The organism is Solidesulfovibrio alcoholivorans DSM 5433, assembly GCF_000702665.1.
GTDB lineage: Bacteria > Desulfobacterota > Desulfovibrionia > Desulfovibrionales > Desulfovibrionaceae > Solidesulfovibrio > Solidesulfovibrio alcoholivorans.
In genome coordinates this window covers 38,664-57,453 of record NZ_JNJA01000017.1, presented here as the reverse complement: position 1 = coordinate 57,453, position 18,790 = coordinate 38,664, and the positions used below count along the sequence as shown (strand labels likewise).

16 protein-coding genes are annotated in these 18,790 nt (G+C 69.3%); 6 read left to right on the top strand and 10 right to left on the bottom strand.

The window, feature by feature from the left end:
• Nucleotides 1–2: 2 nt before the first annotated feature.
• Nucleotides 3–2,477, top strand: coding sequence for an ATP-binding protein (locus Q368_RS0119655; RefSeq protein ID WP_029460750.1), 2,475 nt, complete (start codon nt 3–5; stop codon nt 2,475–2,477).
• Between the two features lie 190 nt (nt 2,478–2,667).
• Here Q368_RS0119655 and Q368_RS0119650 read toward each other — a convergent pair whose 3' ends face one another.
• From Q368_RS0119650 to Q368_RS0119635, 4 genes are all read right to left on the bottom strand, one after another.
• A complete protein-coding gene (locus Q368_RS0119650; RefSeq protein ID WP_029460749.1) occupies nt 2,668–4,701 on the bottom strand; it encodes a coiled-coil domain-containing protein in 2,034 nt (677 codons plus the stop codon).
• A gap of 80 nt (nt 4,702–4,781) precedes the next feature.
• The gene (locus Q368_RS0119645) at nt 4,782–5,165 is read right to left on the bottom strand and encodes a cytochrome c3 family protein (RefSeq protein WP_029460748.1); all 384 of its coding nucleotides are present in this window, start codon (nt 5,163–5,165) and stop codon (nt 4,782–4,784) included.
• A 119-nt stretch (nt 5,166–5,284) separates the two neighbouring features.
• Nucleotides 5,285–6,130, bottom strand: coding sequence for a precorrin-3B C(17)-methyltransferase (gene cobJ, locus Q368_RS0119640; protein ID WP_029460772.1), 846 nt, complete (start codon nt 6,128–6,130; stop codon nt 5,285–5,287).
• Nucleotides 6,031–7,068, bottom strand: a complete 1,038-nt coding sequence (locus Q368_RS0119635) for a cobalt-precorrin 5A hydrolase (RefSeq protein WP_029460747.1) — start codon at nt 7,066–7,068, stop codon at nt 6,031–6,033. Before Q368_RS0119635 ends, cobJ begins: the two co-directional genes overlap by 100 nt.
• Nucleotides 7,069–7,166: 98 nt before the next feature.
• Here Q368_RS0119635 and Q368_RS0119630 point away from each other — a divergent pair, with 98 nt between their 5' ends.
• On the top strand, nt 7,167–7,610 hold the full coding sequence (locus tag Q368_RS0119630) for a hypothetical protein (protein WP_245611413.1): 444 nt from the start codon (nt 7,167–7,169) through the stop codon (nt 7,608–7,610).
• 121 nt (nt 7,611–7,731) lie between these two features.
• Here Q368_RS0119630 and Q368_RS0119625 read toward each other — a convergent pair whose 3' ends face one another.
• Nucleotides 7,732–9,210: a GAF domain-containing sensor histidine kinase gene (locus Q368_RS0119625; protein WP_043786484.1), complete on the bottom strand. Its 1,479-nt coding sequence runs from the start codon at nt 9,208–9,210 to the stop codon at nt 7,732–7,734.
• A 112-nt stretch (nt 9,211–9,322) separates the two neighbouring features.
• Nucleotides 9,323–9,481 carry a hypothetical protein gene (locus tag Q368_RS26700; protein ID WP_169740610.1) on the bottom strand — a complete coding sequence of 53 codons (159 nt, stop codon included), beginning with the start codon at nt 9,479–9,481 and terminating at the stop codon, nt 9,323–9,325.
• A gap of 213 nt (nt 9,482–9,694) precedes the next feature.
• On the opposite strand from Q368_RS26700, the gene Q368_RS0119615 reads away from it, so the two are divergent.
• Together Q368_RS0119615 and Q368_RS0119610 are read left to right on the top strand one after the other, a co-directional pair.
• Nucleotides 9,695–10,777, top strand: a complete 1,083-nt coding sequence (locus tag Q368_RS0119615) for a D-alanyl-D-alanine carboxypeptidase family protein (RefSeq protein ID WP_029460744.1) — start codon at nt 9,695–9,697, stop codon at nt 10,775–10,777.
• Between the two features lie 93 nt (nt 10,778–10,870).
• On the top strand, nt 10,871–11,296 hold the full coding sequence (locus Q368_RS0119610; protein ID WP_029460743.1) for a GNAT family N-acetyltransferase: 426 nt from the start codon (nt 10,871–10,873) through the stop codon (nt 11,294–11,296).
• Between the two features lie 8 nt (nt 11,297–11,304).
• Here the strand turns inward: Q368_RS0119610 and Q368_RS0119605 are convergent, their stop codons facing one another.
• Both Q368_RS0119605 and Q368_RS0119600 read right to left on the bottom strand, forming a co-directional pair.
• Nucleotides 11,305–13,302 carry a protein-disulfide reductase DsbD family protein gene (locus Q368_RS0119605; protein ID WP_029460742.1) on the bottom strand — a complete coding sequence of 666 codons (1,998 nt, stop codon included), beginning with the start codon at nt 13,300–13,302 and terminating at the stop codon, nt 11,305–11,307.
• A 140-nt stretch (nt 13,303–13,442) separates the two neighbouring features.
• Nucleotides 13,443–13,910 carry a chemotaxis protein CheX gene (locus tag Q368_RS0119600; protein WP_029460741.1) on the bottom strand — a complete coding sequence of 156 codons (468 nt, stop codon included), beginning with the start codon at nt 13,908–13,910 and terminating at the stop codon, nt 13,443–13,445.
• Between the two features lie 279 nt (nt 13,911–14,189).
• Here Q368_RS0119600 and Q368_RS0119595 point away from each other — a divergent pair, with 279 nt between their 5' ends.
• Nucleotides 14,190–15,242, top strand: coding sequence for a DnaJ domain-containing protein (locus tag Q368_RS0119595; protein ID WP_029460740.1), 1,053 nt, complete (start codon nt 14,190–14,192; stop codon nt 15,240–15,242).
• Between the two features lie 212 nt (nt 15,243–15,454).
• Nucleotides 15,455–16,051, top strand: coding sequence for a peptidoglycan-binding protein (locus Q368_RS0119590; RefSeq protein ID WP_029460739.1), 597 nt, complete (start codon nt 15,455–15,457; stop codon nt 16,049–16,051).
• 78 nt (nt 16,052–16,129) lie between these two features.
• On the opposite strand, the gene Q368_RS0119585 is transcribed toward Q368_RS0119590, so the two are convergent.
• Together Q368_RS0119585 and Q368_RS0119580 are read right to left on the bottom strand one after the other, a co-directional pair.
• On the bottom strand, nt 16,130–17,299 hold the full coding sequence (locus tag Q368_RS0119585; protein WP_029460738.1) for an ABC transporter substrate-binding protein: 1,170 nt from the start codon (nt 17,297–17,299) through the stop codon (nt 16,130–16,132).
• Between the two features lie 186 nt (nt 17,300–17,485).
• Nucleotides 17,486–18,646, bottom strand: coding sequence for a tetraacyldisaccharide 4'-kinase (locus Q368_RS0119580; RefSeq protein ID WP_029460737.1), 1,161 nt, complete (start codon nt 18,644–18,646; stop codon nt 17,486–17,488).
• Nucleotides 18,647–18,790 lie beyond the last annotated feature (144 nt).

Sequence of the window (18,790 nt, the reverse complement as noted above, 5' to 3'; positions counted from 1 at the left end):
CCGTGTCCAGGATTTTCCGCAAGACCCTTGTCGCCGTGATCCTCGTCTTCGGCGTGGCGGCCAACGGTACGGCCCTGCTTTCGGCGTGGCTGCTGCACCGGCATCTCACGAGCGAATACGTCACCACCGGCCGGGCCATCGCCATGGCCATCGCCGCCGGCAGTCCCGATGCGCTGGCCGCCCGGGACGCGGCCACGGTCCAGGCGATGCTTGACGAATTCCTGCACATCGATGGCGTGGGTTACGTCTTCGTGACGAATGCCCAGGGCCGCGTGGTGGCCCATACCTTCGTGCCGGCCATGCCCGTCTCTTTGTCCGGGGTGCGGCCCGAGCGGGGTGTGGTCCGGCTCTCGCTGCCGGGGCGCGGCGACTTCATCCAGGTGACGGCCCCGATCCTGGCCGGAGAAGCCGGGTTCGTCACGGTCGGCATGGACAGGGCCGGTATCTGGCAGGTGATGCGCGGCGCGGTCATGGGCCAGGAGGCGCTCATGCTCGGCATGCTGCTCGTGGCCGTGGTGGTCTTCTACGCACTGGTCGGCGGCATCACCCGCCCCCTGGTGGAACTGGCCGGCTACGCCGTGAAGATCCGCGACCACGACTTTTCCGCCAGGCCGCCGAGGACCGGCGACGACGAGGTGGGCGTGCTGGCCCGGGCCATGCAGTCCATGGCCTCCCAACTCTCCCTGCTCGTCTCGGATCTGACCAAGGCCGTGGCCGACACCACGCGTGAACTGCAAAACTCCCTGGCCCACACCCGGGCCATCATCGACAACCTCGCCGACGGGCTGCTGGTGCTCGACGCCGACGACGTGGTCACGCTGCACAACCCGGCCCTGCTTGCCATGTTCGACCGCTGCGGCGGCGACGTGGACGGACGGCCCGCCACGGAAAATTTTCCGGAGGATCTGGCCGCGCTGGCCGAGAAGGCCCGCAAGGACGGTCCCCTGGCCGCAATCGAGGTACGCCTGGCCGGAGGCGGCACGGGCAAGGCCGTGGCCACGGCCGTACGTCTGGCCGGGGAGGCACGCGACGTCACCATCATCCTCGTGCGCGACGTCACCGTGGAAAAGGAAGTGGACCGGATGAAAACGGAGTTCATCTCCACCGTGTCCCACGAGTTGCGCACGCCCCTGACGTCGGTGCTCGGGTTCGCCAAGATCATCCGACGCAAGTTCGGCGAGGTCGTGGCCCCGGCCCTTGCCGAGGCCGAGCCCAGGACCTGGCGCGCCGCGCAGCAGATTCGCGAAAACCTCGACATCATCGTGGCCGAGGGCCAGCGCCTGACCGAACTCGTGGACGATGTCCTCGACATCGCCAAGATGGAATCCGGGCGCTACGAATGGAAGATGGCCCCGTTGTCCCTGGCCGATGCCGCGGAGCATGCGGTCAGGGCGGTGCTGCCCCTGGCGCGGGCCAAGGGCCTCGAGATCCTGTGCGCCGTGCCGGCGACCCTGCCCATGGTCCTCGGCGACCGCGACCGGCTGGTACAAGTATTCGTCAACCTTCTCGGCAATGCCGTGAAGTTCACGGATTCGGGTACGATCCGCGTCGAGGCCCGTGTTGCGGGAGACGAAATTCTCGTCGCGGTGCGCGATACGGGCTGCGGCATCGCCGCCGAAGACCTGGGGTGCATCTTCGAGAAGTTCAAGCAGGCCGGGGACACGCTGACCGAAAAGCCCAAGGGCACCGGGCTTGGCCTCCCGATCTGCCGCCAGATCGTCGAGCGCCACGGCGGGCGCATCCGGGTCGAGAGCGTTCCGGGCGAGGGCAGCGTGTTCACGTTCACCCTGCCATGCGTCGCCGTCGCGCAGGACGCGCCCGCCTGTCCGCTGCCCGCGCCCGTGGACATGCCCGAAGCGGACGCCGGCAGCGGAACCGACAGGAAATGGCGGGTTCTCGTGGTCGATGACGACGCCGGCGTGCGGCGGCTCCTGGAAACGCTCCTGACCGACGCCGGTTATGTCGCGGCCACGGCCAGAAACGGGGTCGAGGCCCTGTCCCTGGCCGCGACCTGGCGGCCCGACTGCATCACCATGGACCTGCGCATGCCGGGCATGGACGGCTGCGAGGCCATCCGCAGGCTGCGCGCCGACCCGGCCACCCGGCACATCCCGGTGCTCGTGGTGTCCGTGGCGTCCCAAAGCGAGGGTGAGGCGTCCGGGGCGGACGCCGCCGTGGTCAAGCCCGTGGAGCAGGAAGCGCTGCTCGGGACGGTGCGCGGCCTTCTCGAGGGGCATCAGGCCGCCCCGGTGCGGCCCTGCCTGCTGTATTCGCGCGACGGGATCCGTTCGCCCGCGCGACGCTTCTACATGTGCCCCGAGGAAACCGCGGCCCTGCGCCACGAGTCCGAGCTGTGGCAGGCCGTGGAGGGCGGTTTCGTCGGCACGATCTTCATCCCGGCTTCCCTGAGCCACGGCCTCGACCTGGAACGGTTGTGCGCCCACCCGGGCGTGCACGTCATCATCCTTCCGGATTGATCCCCGCCACGCCCTGCGGCCACAGGGGCAGCCGCGAGCGGATGTCTGCAGCGGCACGGGCGAGCCCACCCCCGTAATGCGGAAAGGGATTTTCCCCTGCGCGCCCACGGACGGGCCTTGAGCCGTCACCGCGCGCGCAGCGAAAAATCCCTTTTCTTGCCGCAACGCCCCGTGGGGCGTGCGTTTTTGCCTAGGAAAAGTCCTTGAGCAGGGCGGCGATTTCCTCGCGGATGACCGTGGCCGCGACCTGGGGCACGCTTTTTTCCAGGGATGCGGCCAGTTCCTTGCGCAGGGCCTCCACGGCGTCGTCGAGGTCCTTGCGGTCGGGCTTGGCCGCAAGCCGCTCCATGGCGGCGGCGTCGGGCAGGTCGGCGAGCAGGGCGTCGCGGATTTTCTGCGTCAGGGCGTCGGGATCGATGCGGTCGGTTTCCAGGGCCTCGATGCGGCCGGAGAGCACCTCGCCCAGGGCCTGCGCCTCTTCGCGGGCGGCCTTTTGCGCGCCCTCGGCAACGCCGCCGAGGCGTTCGTCGAGGGCGGCGGCGATCTCTTCGGCCAGGGCTTCGCGCAATTCGCCGCGCACGGCTCCCAGGCGCTCGTCGAGCCCGGCGGCGATGTCGCCGGCCAGGGACTCGCGCAACTCGCGGCGCAGTTCGCCGAGGCGCTCGTCGAGGTTGCCGGCGATATCCCGCGCCAGGGTTTCGCGCAGGGTCTCCAGGCTTTCGTGCAGGCCCGCCTGGGTGACGAATTCCCCGGGCTCGGGCAGTTCGCGGCGCAGCTCGGCCAGATGCGTCTCCACGCTGCTGGCGAAATCCTTGAATGCTGTCTCGCGTTCCCCGGCCTGCGCTTCCAGGCGCTCCAGGGACTGCCCGAGCGTCTCCAGTGCGCCGCTCAGGTCCTCCGGCGCCTCGGGCTTGGGCAGGCCCGCCACGAGGGTTTCGAAACGCTGGTCCAGGGTGCTGGCCAGATCGGCCAGCATCTTGGTGCGGTCCTTGACGGCGCGCGTGTCCAGTTCGGCCATGATCCGGGCGTGCAGCCCTTCCGTATCCGGCTGGGGCAGCCCGGCCAGGACCGCCTCCAGGCGTTCGGACAAGGCGTCCTCGAGCCTGGCCGACAAGGCGTCGGCCAGGGCGTCGCCGTCCGTGGCGGAAAGCGATTCGATGCGGTCGAGCAGGGAGGCGATGGCCGTTTCCACGGCTTCCAGGCGCTTGCCCTGGGCCTCCAGGCGCTCCCGGTCCTCGGGCGCCCCGGGCTCGGGTTCGGGCGCGGGGCCCTTGGCCGCATCGATGAGGTTGTCCAGGGCGCCGAGGTCGATGACGCCCGCCTGGGCGGCCGGCGTCGCGGCGGCGGTTGCGGCCACGGCCACCGCGCCGAGCGTCGCCGCGCCAACGGCCGCTGCGGCGGCAGGAGCCGCGGCTGCGGGCCCGGGTGCGGGGGCAGGCTCTTCCAGGGCGGACAGGGAAGAAAGATCGGCCACGTCGATGTCTTCGGGGAGCGCGGCGTCAGGCAGTTCGCCGAGCAGGTCGGCCATGGCCGCGTCGTCGGCCTCCGTCGCCTCCTTGGGCTCCGGGGCCAGGGCCTCGAGGTCCATGTCGCCGAGGTCCATGGCGTCTTCCGCCAGCACGGACTCGGGCGCGGTTGCGCTCCCGGGTTCGAGCGCGACTTCCGCTTCGGGTTCGGCTTCGGGCGTCGCAATGTCCTTGTCGGCGTCGGCGAACAGGTCGGCCATGGCGGCGTCCTCGGAAAGGGGCGCAGCTTTCTTGTCCGTATCCTCGTCAAAGCCGAGGCCCGCGAAATCGAGATCGTCGTCGGCTTCGTCCACCTCGCCCTTGGCTTTGAGGGGAGGCGTCGCCGGGACGTCCTCATCGAGGCCGAGCCCGGAAAGGTCCATGATGTCGTCGTCATGAGACGTGGCGGATGCGGCGGCGGATTGGGCGGGCGCTTCGTCATCCAGGCCCAGCCCGGCCAGATCGATGACGCCGTCGTCGGCATCGGCGGCGTCTGTGGAAGCGGCGGAAGCGGCGGCAGCGGCGGCCGGCTTGGGCGCGGCATCCTTGGGCATGCCGGGGTCGGCGTCGCCGAAGAGGTCTTCGAGCTCCTGTTCGAAGCTCATGTCCACGGGACCGTCGTCGGCCGCGGCCTTGCCCTCGCCCGGCCCCTCTTCCACGAGGTCGGTCAGGTCGATGATGTCGTCGTCAGCGTCGGGAAGGGGCTTGTCGGTCGCCATGGGATACCTCGGCCGCTCGCGGCGTCAGGAAAAAAGGAGGGCGAGGCCGGGGGATAGGCTCCCGGCCTCGCACAGTTGCTTTAGCTCTTCTTGGGATGGCACTCGGGGCACTTGGTCGGGCCCTTGGCTTCCTTCTTGTGGCAGCCGATGCAGCTCTTTTCGCTCTTCATGTCGTGGTAGGCCTTGTAGAACGACTTTTCGCTGGTCTTGTCCTTGGGGTCGGTGCTGTCATGGCAGCCGGCCGAAGCGCATTTCTGGTTGGCCTCACCCTTGTGGTGGCAGACCTTGCAGTCGATCTTGGCATGTCCCTTGTGGGAGAACGCCACAGGAGACTGGGTGGTGGCCATGCCCTCCGGAGCCTTGATGGTCAGGTCAGCCGGAGCTTCCACGGCCTGCAGCACGGGCAGACCCACGAAGCCCACCAACGCCGCACATGCAAGTACCGTAAACAACGCCTTTTTCATCCCTCACACCTCCTTCCAAGAATAATTTATCGCATACGGTTTGTACGGCCAGCCCGGACAGGCTGTCAAGGAGGCGTAGCCGAAAAAGGGGAAGGATTGCAGCCCAAAACGATCGGAAATCACTGCCCCAAGGCGTATTTGCCGGCATAGCCGCGCGGGGTCAGCATGCGTCCGGCGGCCATGCGCGTGGCGCTGTTGCCGACAACGACCAGGGTAAGCATGTCCGCGAACTCCGGATCGGCGGCGGCAAGGGGCGTGACGCGGATGTCCTGGCCCGGGCGGAAAGCGTTCTTGACCATGCCGACCGGGGTGTCCGGGGCGCGGTGGCGCGCCGCCGTGGCCAGGGTCTCGGCAAGATGGCCGCTTCTGCGCCGGGAGCGGGGATTGTACAGCGCCAGCACGAAATCCGCGCCAAGGGCCGCGTCCACGCGGCGGCGGATGACGTCCAGCGGCGTGAGCAGGTCGGACAGGCTGACCACGGCGAAATCGTGGGTGAGCGGCGCGCCGAGCAGGGCGGCGGCGGCGCACACGGCCGGGATGCCCGGCGCGACCTGGAATTCCAGGGTCCCGGCAAGCCCCATGGCCTCGAGCATCTCCAGGGCCAGCCCGGCCATGCCGTAGACGCCGGCGTCGCCGCTCGAGACGAGCGCCACGCGCTCTCCGGCGGCAGCGGCCTCGAGCGCGCCCCGGCAGCGTTCCACCTCCCCGGTCATGCCCGTGGCCAGGACCGTCTTGCCGGCGAGCAGGTCCGGCGGCACGAGGTCCACGTAGGCGGTGTAGCCCACGACGACCTGCGCCCCGGCCAGGGCGTCGGCGGCCATGGGCGCAAGCAGCGCCGGGTCGCCGGGGCCGAGCCCGACGACGGTCAGACGGCCAGGCACAGTGCCGCCGTGGAGCATTTGGTCACGGTTTTCGGCGCAAGGAGCTTCCCGCCCCCCGAGGCCAGCATCGCCGCGGCTTCGCATACGCTGCCCACTCCCATGTGGCGTTTGACCGTGTCCGACGGATGGGGCGCGGGCACGGCGGCAAGTTGTTCGGGTGAAAAAAAAGCCAGGGCCGCCCCGAGCTGCGCGGCCGCCTCGAGCAGCCCCGGTTCGTCGCGCTTGGCTGCGATGCTGGCCACGACGCCGATGCTGTCGCGGCTGAGCCCCCGCTCCCGGCAGACGCGTTCGAGCAGTCCCAGGATGTCCGCGGCGGGCGCGCCGCGCCGGCAGCCCACGCCGGCGACGAGGACTTTGGGCCGCAGGTACAGCCGGTCCGGGGCCTCGGGCCCGAGCCGCCAGTCCACGACGACGAGCGGCGTGTCCGCGTCCGGCGCGACCGGCGCGGCCACCCATTCGAAAAACGCCGCCGCCTGCGCGTCGGCCACGGAAAAAAGCCCCAGCGGGTCGAACACGGCGACGCGCTTTCCGGCGGCCAGGGCGGCGTTGACCCGGCGCACGGCCGGCGCATTGCCGAGCGTCAGGCCGTTGTCGCGGGCGAGCATCTCGATGGCCGGCGCGCCGGCCGCGTCCGTGGCCGTGGTCACCACCGGGACCGCGCCCGTCAGCGCGGCCAGTTCGCGGGCCAGGTCGTTGGCCCCGCCGAGATGGCCGGAAAGGAGGCTTACGGCGAAACGGCCGGCGTCGTCCAGGCAGACCACGGCCGGATCGTGCGCCTTGTCGCGCAGGTGCGGGGCGATGGCGCGCACGGCGATGCCGCAGGCGCACACGAACACGTGTGCCGGCCGGGCGTCGAAGGTCGCGGCCACGAGGCCCGCCAGAGAATCGAAGGGCGTAGCGCCGTGCGCGCCGGCCAACCGCGCCGGGGCGAAAAGCGTCGCGCCGAGGTGATCGGCCAGGCGGCGGCCCAGGGCGAGGCCTTTGGCGGTGACGGCGTACACGGCCGGAGGATGCTGCGGCATGGGAGGGCAGCATAGACTTTTTCGCCTCGGGCCTAAAGAGTCTTGTCGTTGCTGCCGATAAGCATCGTGGACAAGGTGAAAACCGTTGTAACGAGGACATGGTCATGATCGATGCGGTGGACAGCGGCGGCTACGGATGGCTCGGGCTCTACGGGGCCCAGGCTCCGGTCGCGGCCGATCCGCCGACCGCCCCCCGGGCCACGGCTCCGGCCGATGCGCCGGCCGCCGCCATCCCGGCCGTATCCGAGGCGGCCGATGTGGGCAGCGGACCCGTGCGGGAGGCCGGGGCCGGCGAGGGCGGTTCGCAGTCCCAGGGACGCAGCTACGGCGGCGAAGGCGAAGCCGGCGCGCGCCAGGCGGCCGTGGCCGCGGGCCTTGCCGGCACGGCACGGGCGGGTGCTGCGCAAACGGGCGGCGCATCGACGACGGGTGCTTCGGGCGACGCCCCCCAGGCGACTTCGGGCCGGGCGCTTCGGGCCTACGGCCGCGCCGGTACGACGAGCGCCGCGCGAAGCGGCGCCATGCTCTCCGCCCAGGCGTGATTCCTTTCTTCCCCAAGGTTCCCATTCGGTCGGATGCCGCCTGGCGCACGTTTGCGGGGCCGGCGGGACGCTGCCGTTGCGGGGATGCCCTGTCGCTGTTGCCCGGGACGCGTCCCGGGCCTTATGCGGAAAGGGCGTCGGGGGCGGCCGCTTTTCGGGGCTGCCGGGGCCGGGGAAAGGACACCGTCACCGTGGTGCCGGCTTCCTCGGAGGTGGCCATGGCGATCTTCGCGCCGTGGGTCTCGGCAATGAGCCGCGCGCCGTAGGTGCCAAGGCCCGTGCCGTCTTTTTTGCCGGCGGTGGCGTATTTTTCGAAAAAACAGTCGCGGATGCGGGCCGGGACCGCGCCTTCATTGGAAATGGCCACGTCGAGGGTCGCGCCCTCGCGCATGTCCACGGTCACGCGCGCGCCCTCGGGAGAGGCTTCCATGGCGTTTTTCACCAGGTTCGAGAGCATGGTGTAGAGCAGCATTTCCTCGCCGCGCACGACGAAGGCATCGCCGGGAGCCCGCGGCGCGCCGCGCACGAGGACGGAAAGCGACAGCCGGCTGGCCTCCAGCATGCCGTGCAGCTCGCCCGCGATGTTGTCCACGATGGACAGCATGTCCACCTTGTCGGGCGAAAGCTCGTAGACCCCGCGCTCCATGCGGTAGAGGTCCAGGGACTGGTTGATCATGTTGAGCATGCGGTAGCCGGCGTGCTGCATGAGCCCCAGCATGTCCGTCTGGCGCTCGGTCAGGTTGCCGTCGCGGCGCAGCAGTTGCGGCAGGGTGAGCACGGCCGTCAGCGGCGACTTGAGGTCGTGGCGGGTCATGCGCTCCACGTCCTCGCGCAGGCGTTCGGCCTTTTTGCGGTCCGTGATGTCGACGATGGTGTAGCCCAGGATGTCGGCGAAATGGGAGGCGAACTCCGACCCTTTTTCGCTGGTGTAGCGGTCGGGGTTGGAATCGAAAAAGCTCAGGATGCCGATGAGGCGCTGCGCGCCGAACTTGTCGCGCAGGGGCGAGATGAAGCACGAGCCGAGCAGCAGCACCTTGCGCCCGGCGCAGAAATCCGGGCCGAAGAAAAAAGCGGGATCGGGCACGGCGCTTACGGGGCACATGCAGGGCCGGCCCTTGGCCGCTTCGGGCGAGAGCGCGGCCAGGGCGTCGCGCATGGCGTTAAGCGGCACGAGCCTGGCCCCGGGCGGATCGAACGGGCCGAACTCCGCGGCATCGAGCAGGAGGCTCACGGCGTGGAGGCCGAAGAGATCCTGGATGCGTTCGAGGATGACCGGCAGGTCCTCGTGGCCGCGCATCATTTCCACCACGCGGATGGCCTTGCGGAACTTCTCGAAGGCCGTGAAACTCCCTTCGAAGCGGTCCACCACGGTCTTGAGCTTGGCTTGCAGGTCCATGCACTGTTTGCGGGTGCGCTCGGACTCCTTGCGGCAGTCGAGCAGCTCCGCCCGCGACAGCGCGGCGGCATTGGCGCGCATCTTGGCCGCGCGGCGCAGTTCGGCCATGGTCTTCTTGAACTGGTAGGCGTTGTGGTCGGCGAACGCCTCTTCGAGCTTGACCAGGCGTTCCTGGATATCCGGAAAATCGAAATTGTCGGTCATGTGCGGTCGCGGGTGCTGCTTCGCTCAAAAAATACGGCCGTATCTTTCAAGAAAAAGGAAATATCCACGCGCTTGGTCCTTCGGGTCGCGGGGGGGCGTTTGGCCAAGGACACTAGCGCCGTCCCGAGGCCGCGGGATTCCTGTAATACACGCCGTAGGCCATGGCGTCGCCGGTGGTGCGGACTTCGATGTTGGCGGTTTCCCGCGGGGTCGCGCATCCGGCCAGGAGCGGCAGGGCTGCCAGAAAAACAAGGAAACAGATACGACGCATGGTCCGGCTCCAGGGGGTGGCGCGAAACGCGGCAAGAACCTCGCCCTCGCCATTTCCCCATCCTACGGCAAGCGCGCCCCGGGCGCAACGCCCACGGCGGCCGGTCGTTCGGGCTTTTGACATTCCCGACCGGCCTTTGTACAAGCGCAGGCGTCCCGGCCGACGCTTCGCGGCCGGCCGGGCGTTTTCGCCTTGCAAGGGGAACCCTGCCGCATGCAAAAGACCTCCCGCGCCCTGTTCGCGGCCATCGTGGCCGTTATCGCCCTGGTGCTCGCGCCCCTGGCCGGCGACGGTGCGGCCTTGGCCAAGAAGGCCGAGCACACCGCCAAGGACTCGGCCAAGGCCAAGCCCGCCGCCAAGAAGGTCGCCGCGAAAAAGGCCGCCGCGCCCGCGCCGGCCAAGAAGGCCCGCAAGGGCAGGAAAAAGGCCGTTGCGCCCGCTCCTGTCGAGGAGAACGAAGAGGGCGACATCGGCGTCTGCACGGTGCCGACCCTGACCGTCAAATCGGCCATGCTCTGGAACATGACCACGGGCGAGCTGCTCTACGAGCAGAACCCCGACGTCCAGATCGCGCCGGCCTCGCTGACCAAGATCCTTACGCTCTACATCATCTTCGACGCCATTCGCCAGGGCAAGCTGCGGCCCTGGGACGTGGTCGAGGTCCCGGAGCGCGCCGCGACCCAGGGCGGCTCCAACATGCGCCTGCGCCGGGGCGAGCAGATCAAGGTCACGGAGCTCATCAAGGGCATCGCCGTGGCCTCGGCCAACGACGCCTGCTGGACCATGGCCGACCATCTGGAAAACGGCAACGTCGACGCCTTCATTTCCCTCATGAACGACACGGCCAAGCGCCTGGGCATGTCCAATTCGCATTTCATGAACCCCAACGGCCTGCCCGCCGACGGCCAGCTGGTCACGGCCCGCGATATGCTGCGTCTGGCCGCCGCCTACCTGGAGCAGTTCCCCAAGGCGCTGACCATCCATTCCATGCAATATTTCACCCACAACAACCGTCAGCGCCACAACGCCAACTCCCTGCTCGGCCGCTACGAGGGCGTGGACGGCCTCAAGACCGGTTTCGTCTGCTCCTCGGGCTACAACATCGTGGCTACGGCCAAGCGCGGCGACACGCGCCTGATCGCGGTGGTGCTCGGGTCGCGCAATCCGCGTGTGCGCGAACGCGAGACGGCCAAGCTCCTGGACAAGGGCTTCAAGATCGTGGCCGCCGAGAAAGCCGGCGGCAAGCCGCCGGTCCTTGCCGGCGCGACCCAGCCTGCCGTACAGACGCAACAATAAGCCATCCGGTTACGATTCCGGGCGCAATCGCCCCGGCCATTCCCTTTGCGCGCGTCCTGTGCAAGCCTCGGAGAAACATTCGGAGGCTTGCCCATGGACGTGGCGGACATCACCGAGGCGCAACTGCCGCAATTGGCGGCCCTCATGCGCTCCCTCTCCGGCCTGGATACGGACATGACGCGGCTTGAGGCCGCCTTTCGCGCCATGGCCGCGCTTCCCGACTATCATCTTCTCGGCGCGGACGCGGACGGCGCGCTTGCCGGCACGGCGCTCGGGATCGTGTGCCTGGACGTGGTCGGCCCGTGCCGTCCGTTCATGGTCGTGGAAAACGTGGTGGTCGCCGCCCCCTACCGTCGCCTGGGCGTGGGCCGGCGTCTTTTCGCCGCCTTGGAAGAGCGGGCCCGGGCGCGCGATTGCCTGTATGCGATGCTCGTCGCCGGTCCCGGGCGCGAGGAAGCCCGCGCGTTCTATACCGCGCTCGGCTATTTCGAATCCTGGGGGTTCAAGAAAAAGCTTTGAGGCCGGCGTCAGGGCGTCTTCTTCGCCGCATCCGCCGGCACGGCGAAGGCCTGATCCATGGCCTGCTCGAACTGGCCGGCCGTGAACAGGTCGCGCAGCACCAGCGGCGAGCCGGCCTTCTCTCCGGCAGGAAAAAAGGCGACCACGGGAATGGACTGGCTGCCCAGGGCGCGCAGCAAGGCCATGGCCGGCGGCGTCTGGCGGGTGAGGTCCACGCGCATGAACACGGTCTTGTGCCGCAACGCCCACTGCGCCACCCGGGGCGGCGTCAGCACCGTGCGCTCCAGGAGCTTGCACGTCGGGCACCAGTCCGCCGTGAAGTCGAGCACCACGTTTTCCTTGCCCATGTGCCGCTCCAGGGCCTCGGGCGTGTAGGCCACCCAGCCGGTTTCGGACGGCGGGGCGTAGGTCAGGGCGAAGGCCAGACCGCCGCCGGCCACGACCAGGGCGGCCACGGCCGCGCCGGCGCGGCGCAGGGGGCCGTGGGAGAGGTTCGCGCCGTGGCCGAACACGTAGGCCCCGAGCGCCGTGGCCCACAGGGCGGCCAGGGCCGGGAGCAGGCGCTGCGGCGGCAAAAGCGCCAGGAAATAGAGGCAGGTGGCGGCCAGGATGAAGGCCATGGCCTTTTCCAGGCCGTGCATCCAGGCCCCGGGACGCGGCAGAAAGCGCACCAGGCGCGGCCAGATGGCCAGCGCGCCGTAGGGCGCGGCCATGCCGAGGCCTATGGCGCAAAAGACCGTCGTCACCACATGCAGGGGTTGCAGCAGCGTCCAGGCCAGCACGCCGCCGAGGAACGGGCCGCTGCAGGGCGTGGCCAGAAGCGTGGTCAGCATGCCCGTCAAAAACGCGCCGCGCCGCGTGTGCCCCCGTCCCCCCGAGGAAATTTTGAGGTCCACCACGGGCAGGTGGAATACGCCGAAGAGGCTGAGAGACAGGGCAAAAAGCACCGCTGTCACCACGATGGCCAGCTGCGGCGACTGGAACATCTCGCCCCAGGCCATGCCGAGCCCGCCGAGCAGGAGGCTTAGCCCCACGAAATAGATCAGGATGCCCAGGGCGAAGAAGAAGTTGTGCTCGCGCAGGATGCGCCGGCGCTCGGCCCTGCCTTCCTCGCCGCAAATCGCCAGCAGCCCGGACAGCTTGAGGCTGACCACGGGCAGCACGCAGGGCATGAAGTTGAGGATGAACCCGGCAAGGAAGGCCAGGGAGGCCGCCTTGAGCAGACTCGAGACTTCGAGGGCCGGGGTGAAGGAGCGGGGCGTGAGATTGTCCGGAAAGCCCTGTCCGGACACGGCCGGCGCGGCGGCCTCGGGGCTTGGCGCGCCGGCCTGGGACGCGGCCCGGGGCAGGCCGGGATGGGCCGGCTCGGGGCAGACCGCGGCGGGCATGGCCAGGGCGGCGCTGCGCAGGGCGGAAAACACCGGCCACCAGGGCGCGGACTCGGCCGGCGGCAGGGCGGCCGTATCCGCGGCCTTGTCCAGGGGTACGTTGACTTCGAGGGTCGACGGCCAGCAACTCGTGGCGGAACAGGAAAACACCTTGACCCGGCCGGTCAGCGCCGGGGCGGCGAGCATGGCGTCGGTCAGAGGCACGAAGATCGGGGTGCGGCCTTCGTAGACGAGCACGGTTTTGTCCGGCTCCAACGCGTCGGGCGTGGGCACGCCGGGCGGGAAAAAGACCAGGGCCTGGGCGTTGCCGGCGGCAAGGGCGGCCTGGGCGGACTGCCCGGATTCGGCCGGACCCACGGCATAGGCATGCCAGCCGGGCGCGGAGACCAGGGTCAATACCGCCAGCACGCGCCCCGAAGGGTCGCCCATGGGCAACCTGTAGAGCGCGGTTTCGAGCTTGGCCGGCAGGACCTCCTCGGCGTCCGCGGCGGCCCCGGGAGCGGCCTGCGGTGCGGCGTCCGCGGCCGCGAACACGCCCTTTGCCGCCGGAAGCGACAGCAGCAGGCAGAAGGCCAGGACAAAAAAACCCCGGAGGGCTCGATTATTGCTAGATACCATGGGTGCGGCAAAAAAAGCCCGGCGTCGTCGTGGCCCGCGCCGGGGAGGAAGGTCTGATGGCTCGTTGGACATGGCGTCGCTTGCGTGCGGCCCCGTCGGACGGCGACCTCCCCGCGGGATGTCCCGGAGGGCGCTTGGTGTTACTCGAAGCAGAACTCCAACGTGAAGTCGCCGTGTTCCGTGGTGAAGGGGATGGCCACCACCGGCCCGGACGTGATGTGGCTGATGGTGTGGTTGTCGCCGAAGATGACGGTGGGGGTGGAGGAGGACAGGTTGAGCCCGAGCTGGCTCAGCCCCGCCCTGGCCTGGCCGGAGATCATGTTGGTGATCTCGCCCACGGCGTCCTTGGCATCCTGGATGATGTCCGCGATGTCGTCGCCGAGCATGTTCTTCACCACGGCGATGGCGCATTTTTTCGAGAAGCTGATGGATATGCTGCCGTTGCGGTCTCCGGTGAGCCCGACCACGGCCGAAACGTCGCCGGCGGCGGCATCGGCTTTTTTCACATAGGGCTTGCCCGGCTTGGGATCGAGCTGCGCCATCATGGTGAGCACGTGTTTGGTGGCGTCGACGAATGGCTTGGCGACTTCGGCGTCGGTCGGTTTCATGGGCTCCCTCGGATCGCTCGCGGGGCGCTTTGGCCGGCGAGGCGTCTTATGTCCTATCGCCAACAGCCTTACATCAGAAAGACTCCCCCTGTCACTAGCGTCGCCGGGGGTGCGGGGCGGCGGGAATTACGCCTTGCCTTGGCCGGTGCTATCCAGTAAAAATGATAGAGTCCGGTTGGTTTTCTTGGATTAAGTGCGAAATATCACGTCGTTGCGTGTTCCTGATGCGGATGGTCGGGGCGCGTGGGCAAAGACCTGAGGGAGCGCGGGCGACAGACCATGCACAGGCAAACGCAAGGACAAAGCGGCTTCGGGGCCGGATCCGCATACGGCGCGACGGACTGGCAGGCCCTGGAAGTCCAGCTCAACCGCACCCGCTCCATTCTCCAGGAAATCCTCGTCCATCTCCAGGAAGTCCTGCACAATCTCAAAATGGCCAGAACCGGCGGGCGCACCGCCGCCGGGGCCGAGGCCGGGCGAAACGGCGGGCATGATGCCTGGCGTCGCACCGCCTCCGGCCCGCGGCCCTTCGCGTCCCGCAGCCACCAGGGCGCAGGCGCGTCCCAGGCCGGGAGCCAGGGCTCGGGTGCGGGCCGGACTTTTTCCCACGGCGCGGCCGCGGGCGGCAACGGCAAGGCCCACACGGCCGGCGCGACCGGTGCGGAGCGCACGCGCTTCTGGAACCGGTCCGGCGAAAGCGCCCGCGCCGGCGCAGGAGCCTCCTTCCGCGCCTCCGCCGGGGCCGAACGCACGACCGAGGATTTCCGCGCGCGCCAGGGCGCGACAGCCGGTGAAAAGACGCACACGAACGACAGCCGGTCCTCGCGCGCCGGGGCTTCGTATGCCGGCGGCGCGACAGGCCAGGCGCAGCGCGAGCGCGCCACGGGCCAGACGCATCGCGAACGCCCGAGGACCGAAAGCACGTTTCGCGGCACGACCGGAGCCGGCGCGACAGGCTCGCAAAGCGATTCCTCCCGGCGTTTTTCCGCCGGAGCCTCGACTGCCTCGGGCCAGGCGGGCGCAACGGGCGCGTCGCGCGCCGGAGCCAGACCTTCCGGCGCGGGGTTCCGCATGGACGAGGACCGCCAGTCCCGCGCCCGGGTCGCGGCCCGCCGGGGCGGCATGAATCTCAAATGCGCCTACGAAATCCTCTGCCTGGACTACCCCTGCTCCGTGGACGAGATCAAAATCGCCTACCGCCACATGGCCCGTCTCTACCACCCCGACCTCGGCGGCGACGAGGAAGCCATGAAGGACGTCAACGTGGCCTACGAAATGGCCATGCGCTTTTCCGCCGGCCCCCGCCGCGCCAGCGCCGCCTGGGCGGTGTGAGGGAAGGGGGGAGAGAAGATGAAGATGCCTCCGGCGGCCAGGAGGGGGTGACCCCCTCCTGGACCTCCTCGAAAGGGGATTTACGTAAAAATTTCTGATGTGTTGTCCGCTCCGCTGGTGGGAGGGGCTTCTTGGCGGTCCTTGACGGAAGGGGCGCGGCATGTACTCGTAGGCTTGCAGGTGTCCCGAACCTGCAACAGGAGCCGCGAGCAATGCCTGTCGTGCCGTTTACCGAGGAGCTGTCACGGGAATATCACGAGACTTTCACCAGCGCCGTCATCCGCCCCGAGCGGCTGGCCGAGGTCCGGCGCACGGCGCAAAGGATCTGCGCCGCTGCGGCCATGGCCCGCTATGTGGCCGTCGCCGAGGCCACGGGCGTGCCGGCCCATGTGGTCGGCCTCGTGCATTGCCTGGAATGCGCGCTCGATTTCCGCAAGCACCTGCACAACGGCGATCCCCTCGGCGCGCGCACCGTGCGCGTGCCGGCCGGCCGGCCCAGGGACGGCGAGCCGCCGTTTTCCTGGGAGCAAAGCGCCGCGGACGCGTTGCGCCTCAAAAAACTTGATCGCTGGACGGACTGGTCCGTACCCGGCGTCGCCTACGTGCTGGAGCGCTACAACGGCTTCGGCTACCGGCTCTACCATCCGGGCACGCCGAGTCCCTACCTGTGGAGCTTCACCACGGCCTACGTTTCCGGCAAGTACGCCAGTGACGGCAAATGGTCGGATGCGCTCGTGAGCAGGCAATGCGGCGGCATGGCCCTGCTGCGCGCCCTGCTCGAGGACGGCCGCATCCCCGTCGACGCCTGATCTTTCCCCTTTTGGGGTGGTCCAGGAGGGGCCCACGGCCCCTTCTGGACTCCGGAGGCATCCTCCCCGTCTTTCCTCTTACTTCCCGCAAGGTTCCGGCGGCGGGAGGACGGTGCTTTCCAGGCGCGTGCCGCCGTCGGTGACCTTGGTGATGTACAGGGATTTGACCGGGTTGCCGTCATCGACGAAGTCGAAGGTGCCGGTGACGCCGTCGTGGGGCGGCAGGTCCATGAGCGCCCTGGTCACGGCTTCGCGGTCCGTGGACCCGGCCCGGGCCACGGCGGCGAGCACCACGTCCACGGCGTCCTGGGTGAGCGCGCCGATCTCCGTGGGGCTGCGCTTGCGCGCCTTTTTAAACGCCGCGACATAGGCTTGCGAGCGCGCGCCGGGAGCGCTTTCGCGCCAGTGGTCCACGAAATAGGCTCCCTTGAACGCGTCGAGCCCGGACACTTCCCGGCCGTCCCAGGCGTCGCCGCCGATAAGCGTGCCCGTGAAGCCGGCCTTGCGCGCGGCCAGGGCGAGCAGGATCGTTTCCTTGGTGGCGTTGGGCAGGAAAAGCGCCTGCGGCGCGTCCGCCAGGGCCTTGTCCATGAGCTTGGCGAAATCGCGGTCCCGGTCGGCGTAGGTGAAAAGCGCGGCCTTGCCGCCGCAGCGGATGAACGCCTTGACGAAGGCATCGGCCAGGGAGGCGCTCGAGAGGCTGTCGCGGTTGGCGATGACGGCCACGCGGGCAAGATCGAGTTGTTGCCGGGCAAGCCTGCCGAGCACCAGCCCCTGGAAAGCGTCGGTGAAGGGGATGCGGAAGATGTGGGGCCGGCCGGTCGTGACCACGGCCACGGTGGCCGCCGGGGCGATCAGCGGCACGCCGACGGCGTCGGCGGCCAGGGCGGCGGCATTGGCCAGGCCGCTCGGGTAGGGGCCGATGATCGCGGTCACGTGCTTGTGGGCCGCAAGCTCACGCACGCCCTTGGCGGCCTGCTGAGGCGAATCCTTGTCGTCGAAGGGGATGAGCGTCACCCGGCAGGGCGTGCCGTCGATGGCCGGGATGCCGGCGGCGGTGGCGGCGTCCACGGCGAACCGTGCGGCCTCCAGGGCGTCGCGACCGGCGCGGAAGCCCTCGCCGCTGAACGTGGCGACAAGGCCCAGGCGCACTTCCGGCGTATCCTGCCGCGCGGCCGCCGGCTCGCAGCTCCAGGACAGCGTCAGGAGCAGGGCAAGGACGACGGCAAGGCGCGAATGGCGCGGCATGGAACCTCCTTCACGGTTTCCGAAAAGCGGATTCCTCCGACACGGCCGGGAGATTTCTCCTCGAAGACGCGGCGCATCGCCTTGCGGAATTTGGCGTTTCTAAACGCCGCCGACATCCCTTTTCGGGAGGTCCAGGAGGGGCCGCCGCCCCGCCTGGCCGCCTGAGGCTTCTCTTCCTCTCCCCTGTCACCGCGGCCGGATGCGGCCCTTGGCGGCGGACAGGAACGCCGACTCCCACCAGGCGAGGAAGGACTGGTCGGTGTTGAGGCTCGGGCCGAACACCACTTCAGGATCATAGGTCCACACGGCATGGCCGTAAAGGCCCGTGCCTCCCTGGCGCAGCTTCAGTTCGAAGCGCGGCGAGGTCAGGATGTTGCGGGCCTTGAGCCTTTCGGCGTCGGCGCGCAGGAACTCGAAATCCTGCCGGGTGAAGCGGTGGCGGTCGTGGACGAAGAAGATCATCCGGGGGGCCGCGCCGATGTGGCGGCGCAGCATGTCGGGCAGGAGTTCGCGGTCGGATTCGCCGAGGATGGCGATGTAGGGCGACTCGGCCAGTTCGCCCGACGCGATGACGCCGCCCTGGCCGCGCCAGCGCCAGATGTCGAAGGTGAGGCTGAAAATGGGCTTGCCCGTGGCCCCAAGGCGGCCTTTGGCGGCGGCCAGGGCGGCGTCGAGGCCGTTCGGGCCGGCGAAGACGCAGTAGGCCGAGGCGTTTTGCAGGGCCGAGGCGTCGCACCGCCAGCTGCCGGCGGGAAACACGCGGTTCCAGCCCGCGCCGAGGTCGTCGGCGGTGAGGATGGCGAGTTCGGTGTCCCGGTGCAGCCGGGGATCGCCGAGGGCGTCCTGGAGGATGAGCATGTGGGGGGAAAAAGCCTGCATGGCCGCGGTCGCGGCGCGGATGGGGTCGCTGTCCACGAGGCAGCGCGCCTCGGGCACGTAGCTCGCAAGCAGCGCCGCCTCGATGCCGGAATCGTCGGGGTCGCCGCCGGGCGTGACCTGGTAGGGCAGGACCGGCGGCTTGGCCTCCGCCAGGGGCGCGACCACGGCCGCGCCCACGTCCTGGGCCCCGGCCCAGCCGAGCAGCCAGGAGGTCAGCAGCACCCGGCCCCGGCTTTCGGCCGACATGCCACCCACGCCCACCACCACGGCGTCCGGGCGGCAGGTGCGGCAAAGGCCCATGGTGTGCAGCCGGACCCTGATGCGCAGCCAGAGCGCGTAGAGGCGCGAAACCGGGACCATGAGCGCGAGCAGCAGCCGCCGCAACAGGGCGACGATGCGGTCGCGGGGTGAAAAAAAAGCGGAGGGGCGTTTGTTTCGCCCCTCCGGTCGTCTTCTTGCGCCGGCCACGGTCAGCGGTCCGCTTCCGGGGAATGGCGTTGCGGAGTCATGCCCCGGTCTCCGGGAATGCGTTCCGGGCGTCGCGTCGCATCGCGCCCGCAAAGCGCTTGCCCGCACCGATCGAAGGCAACATAGGTATCCAGTCGGACTGCC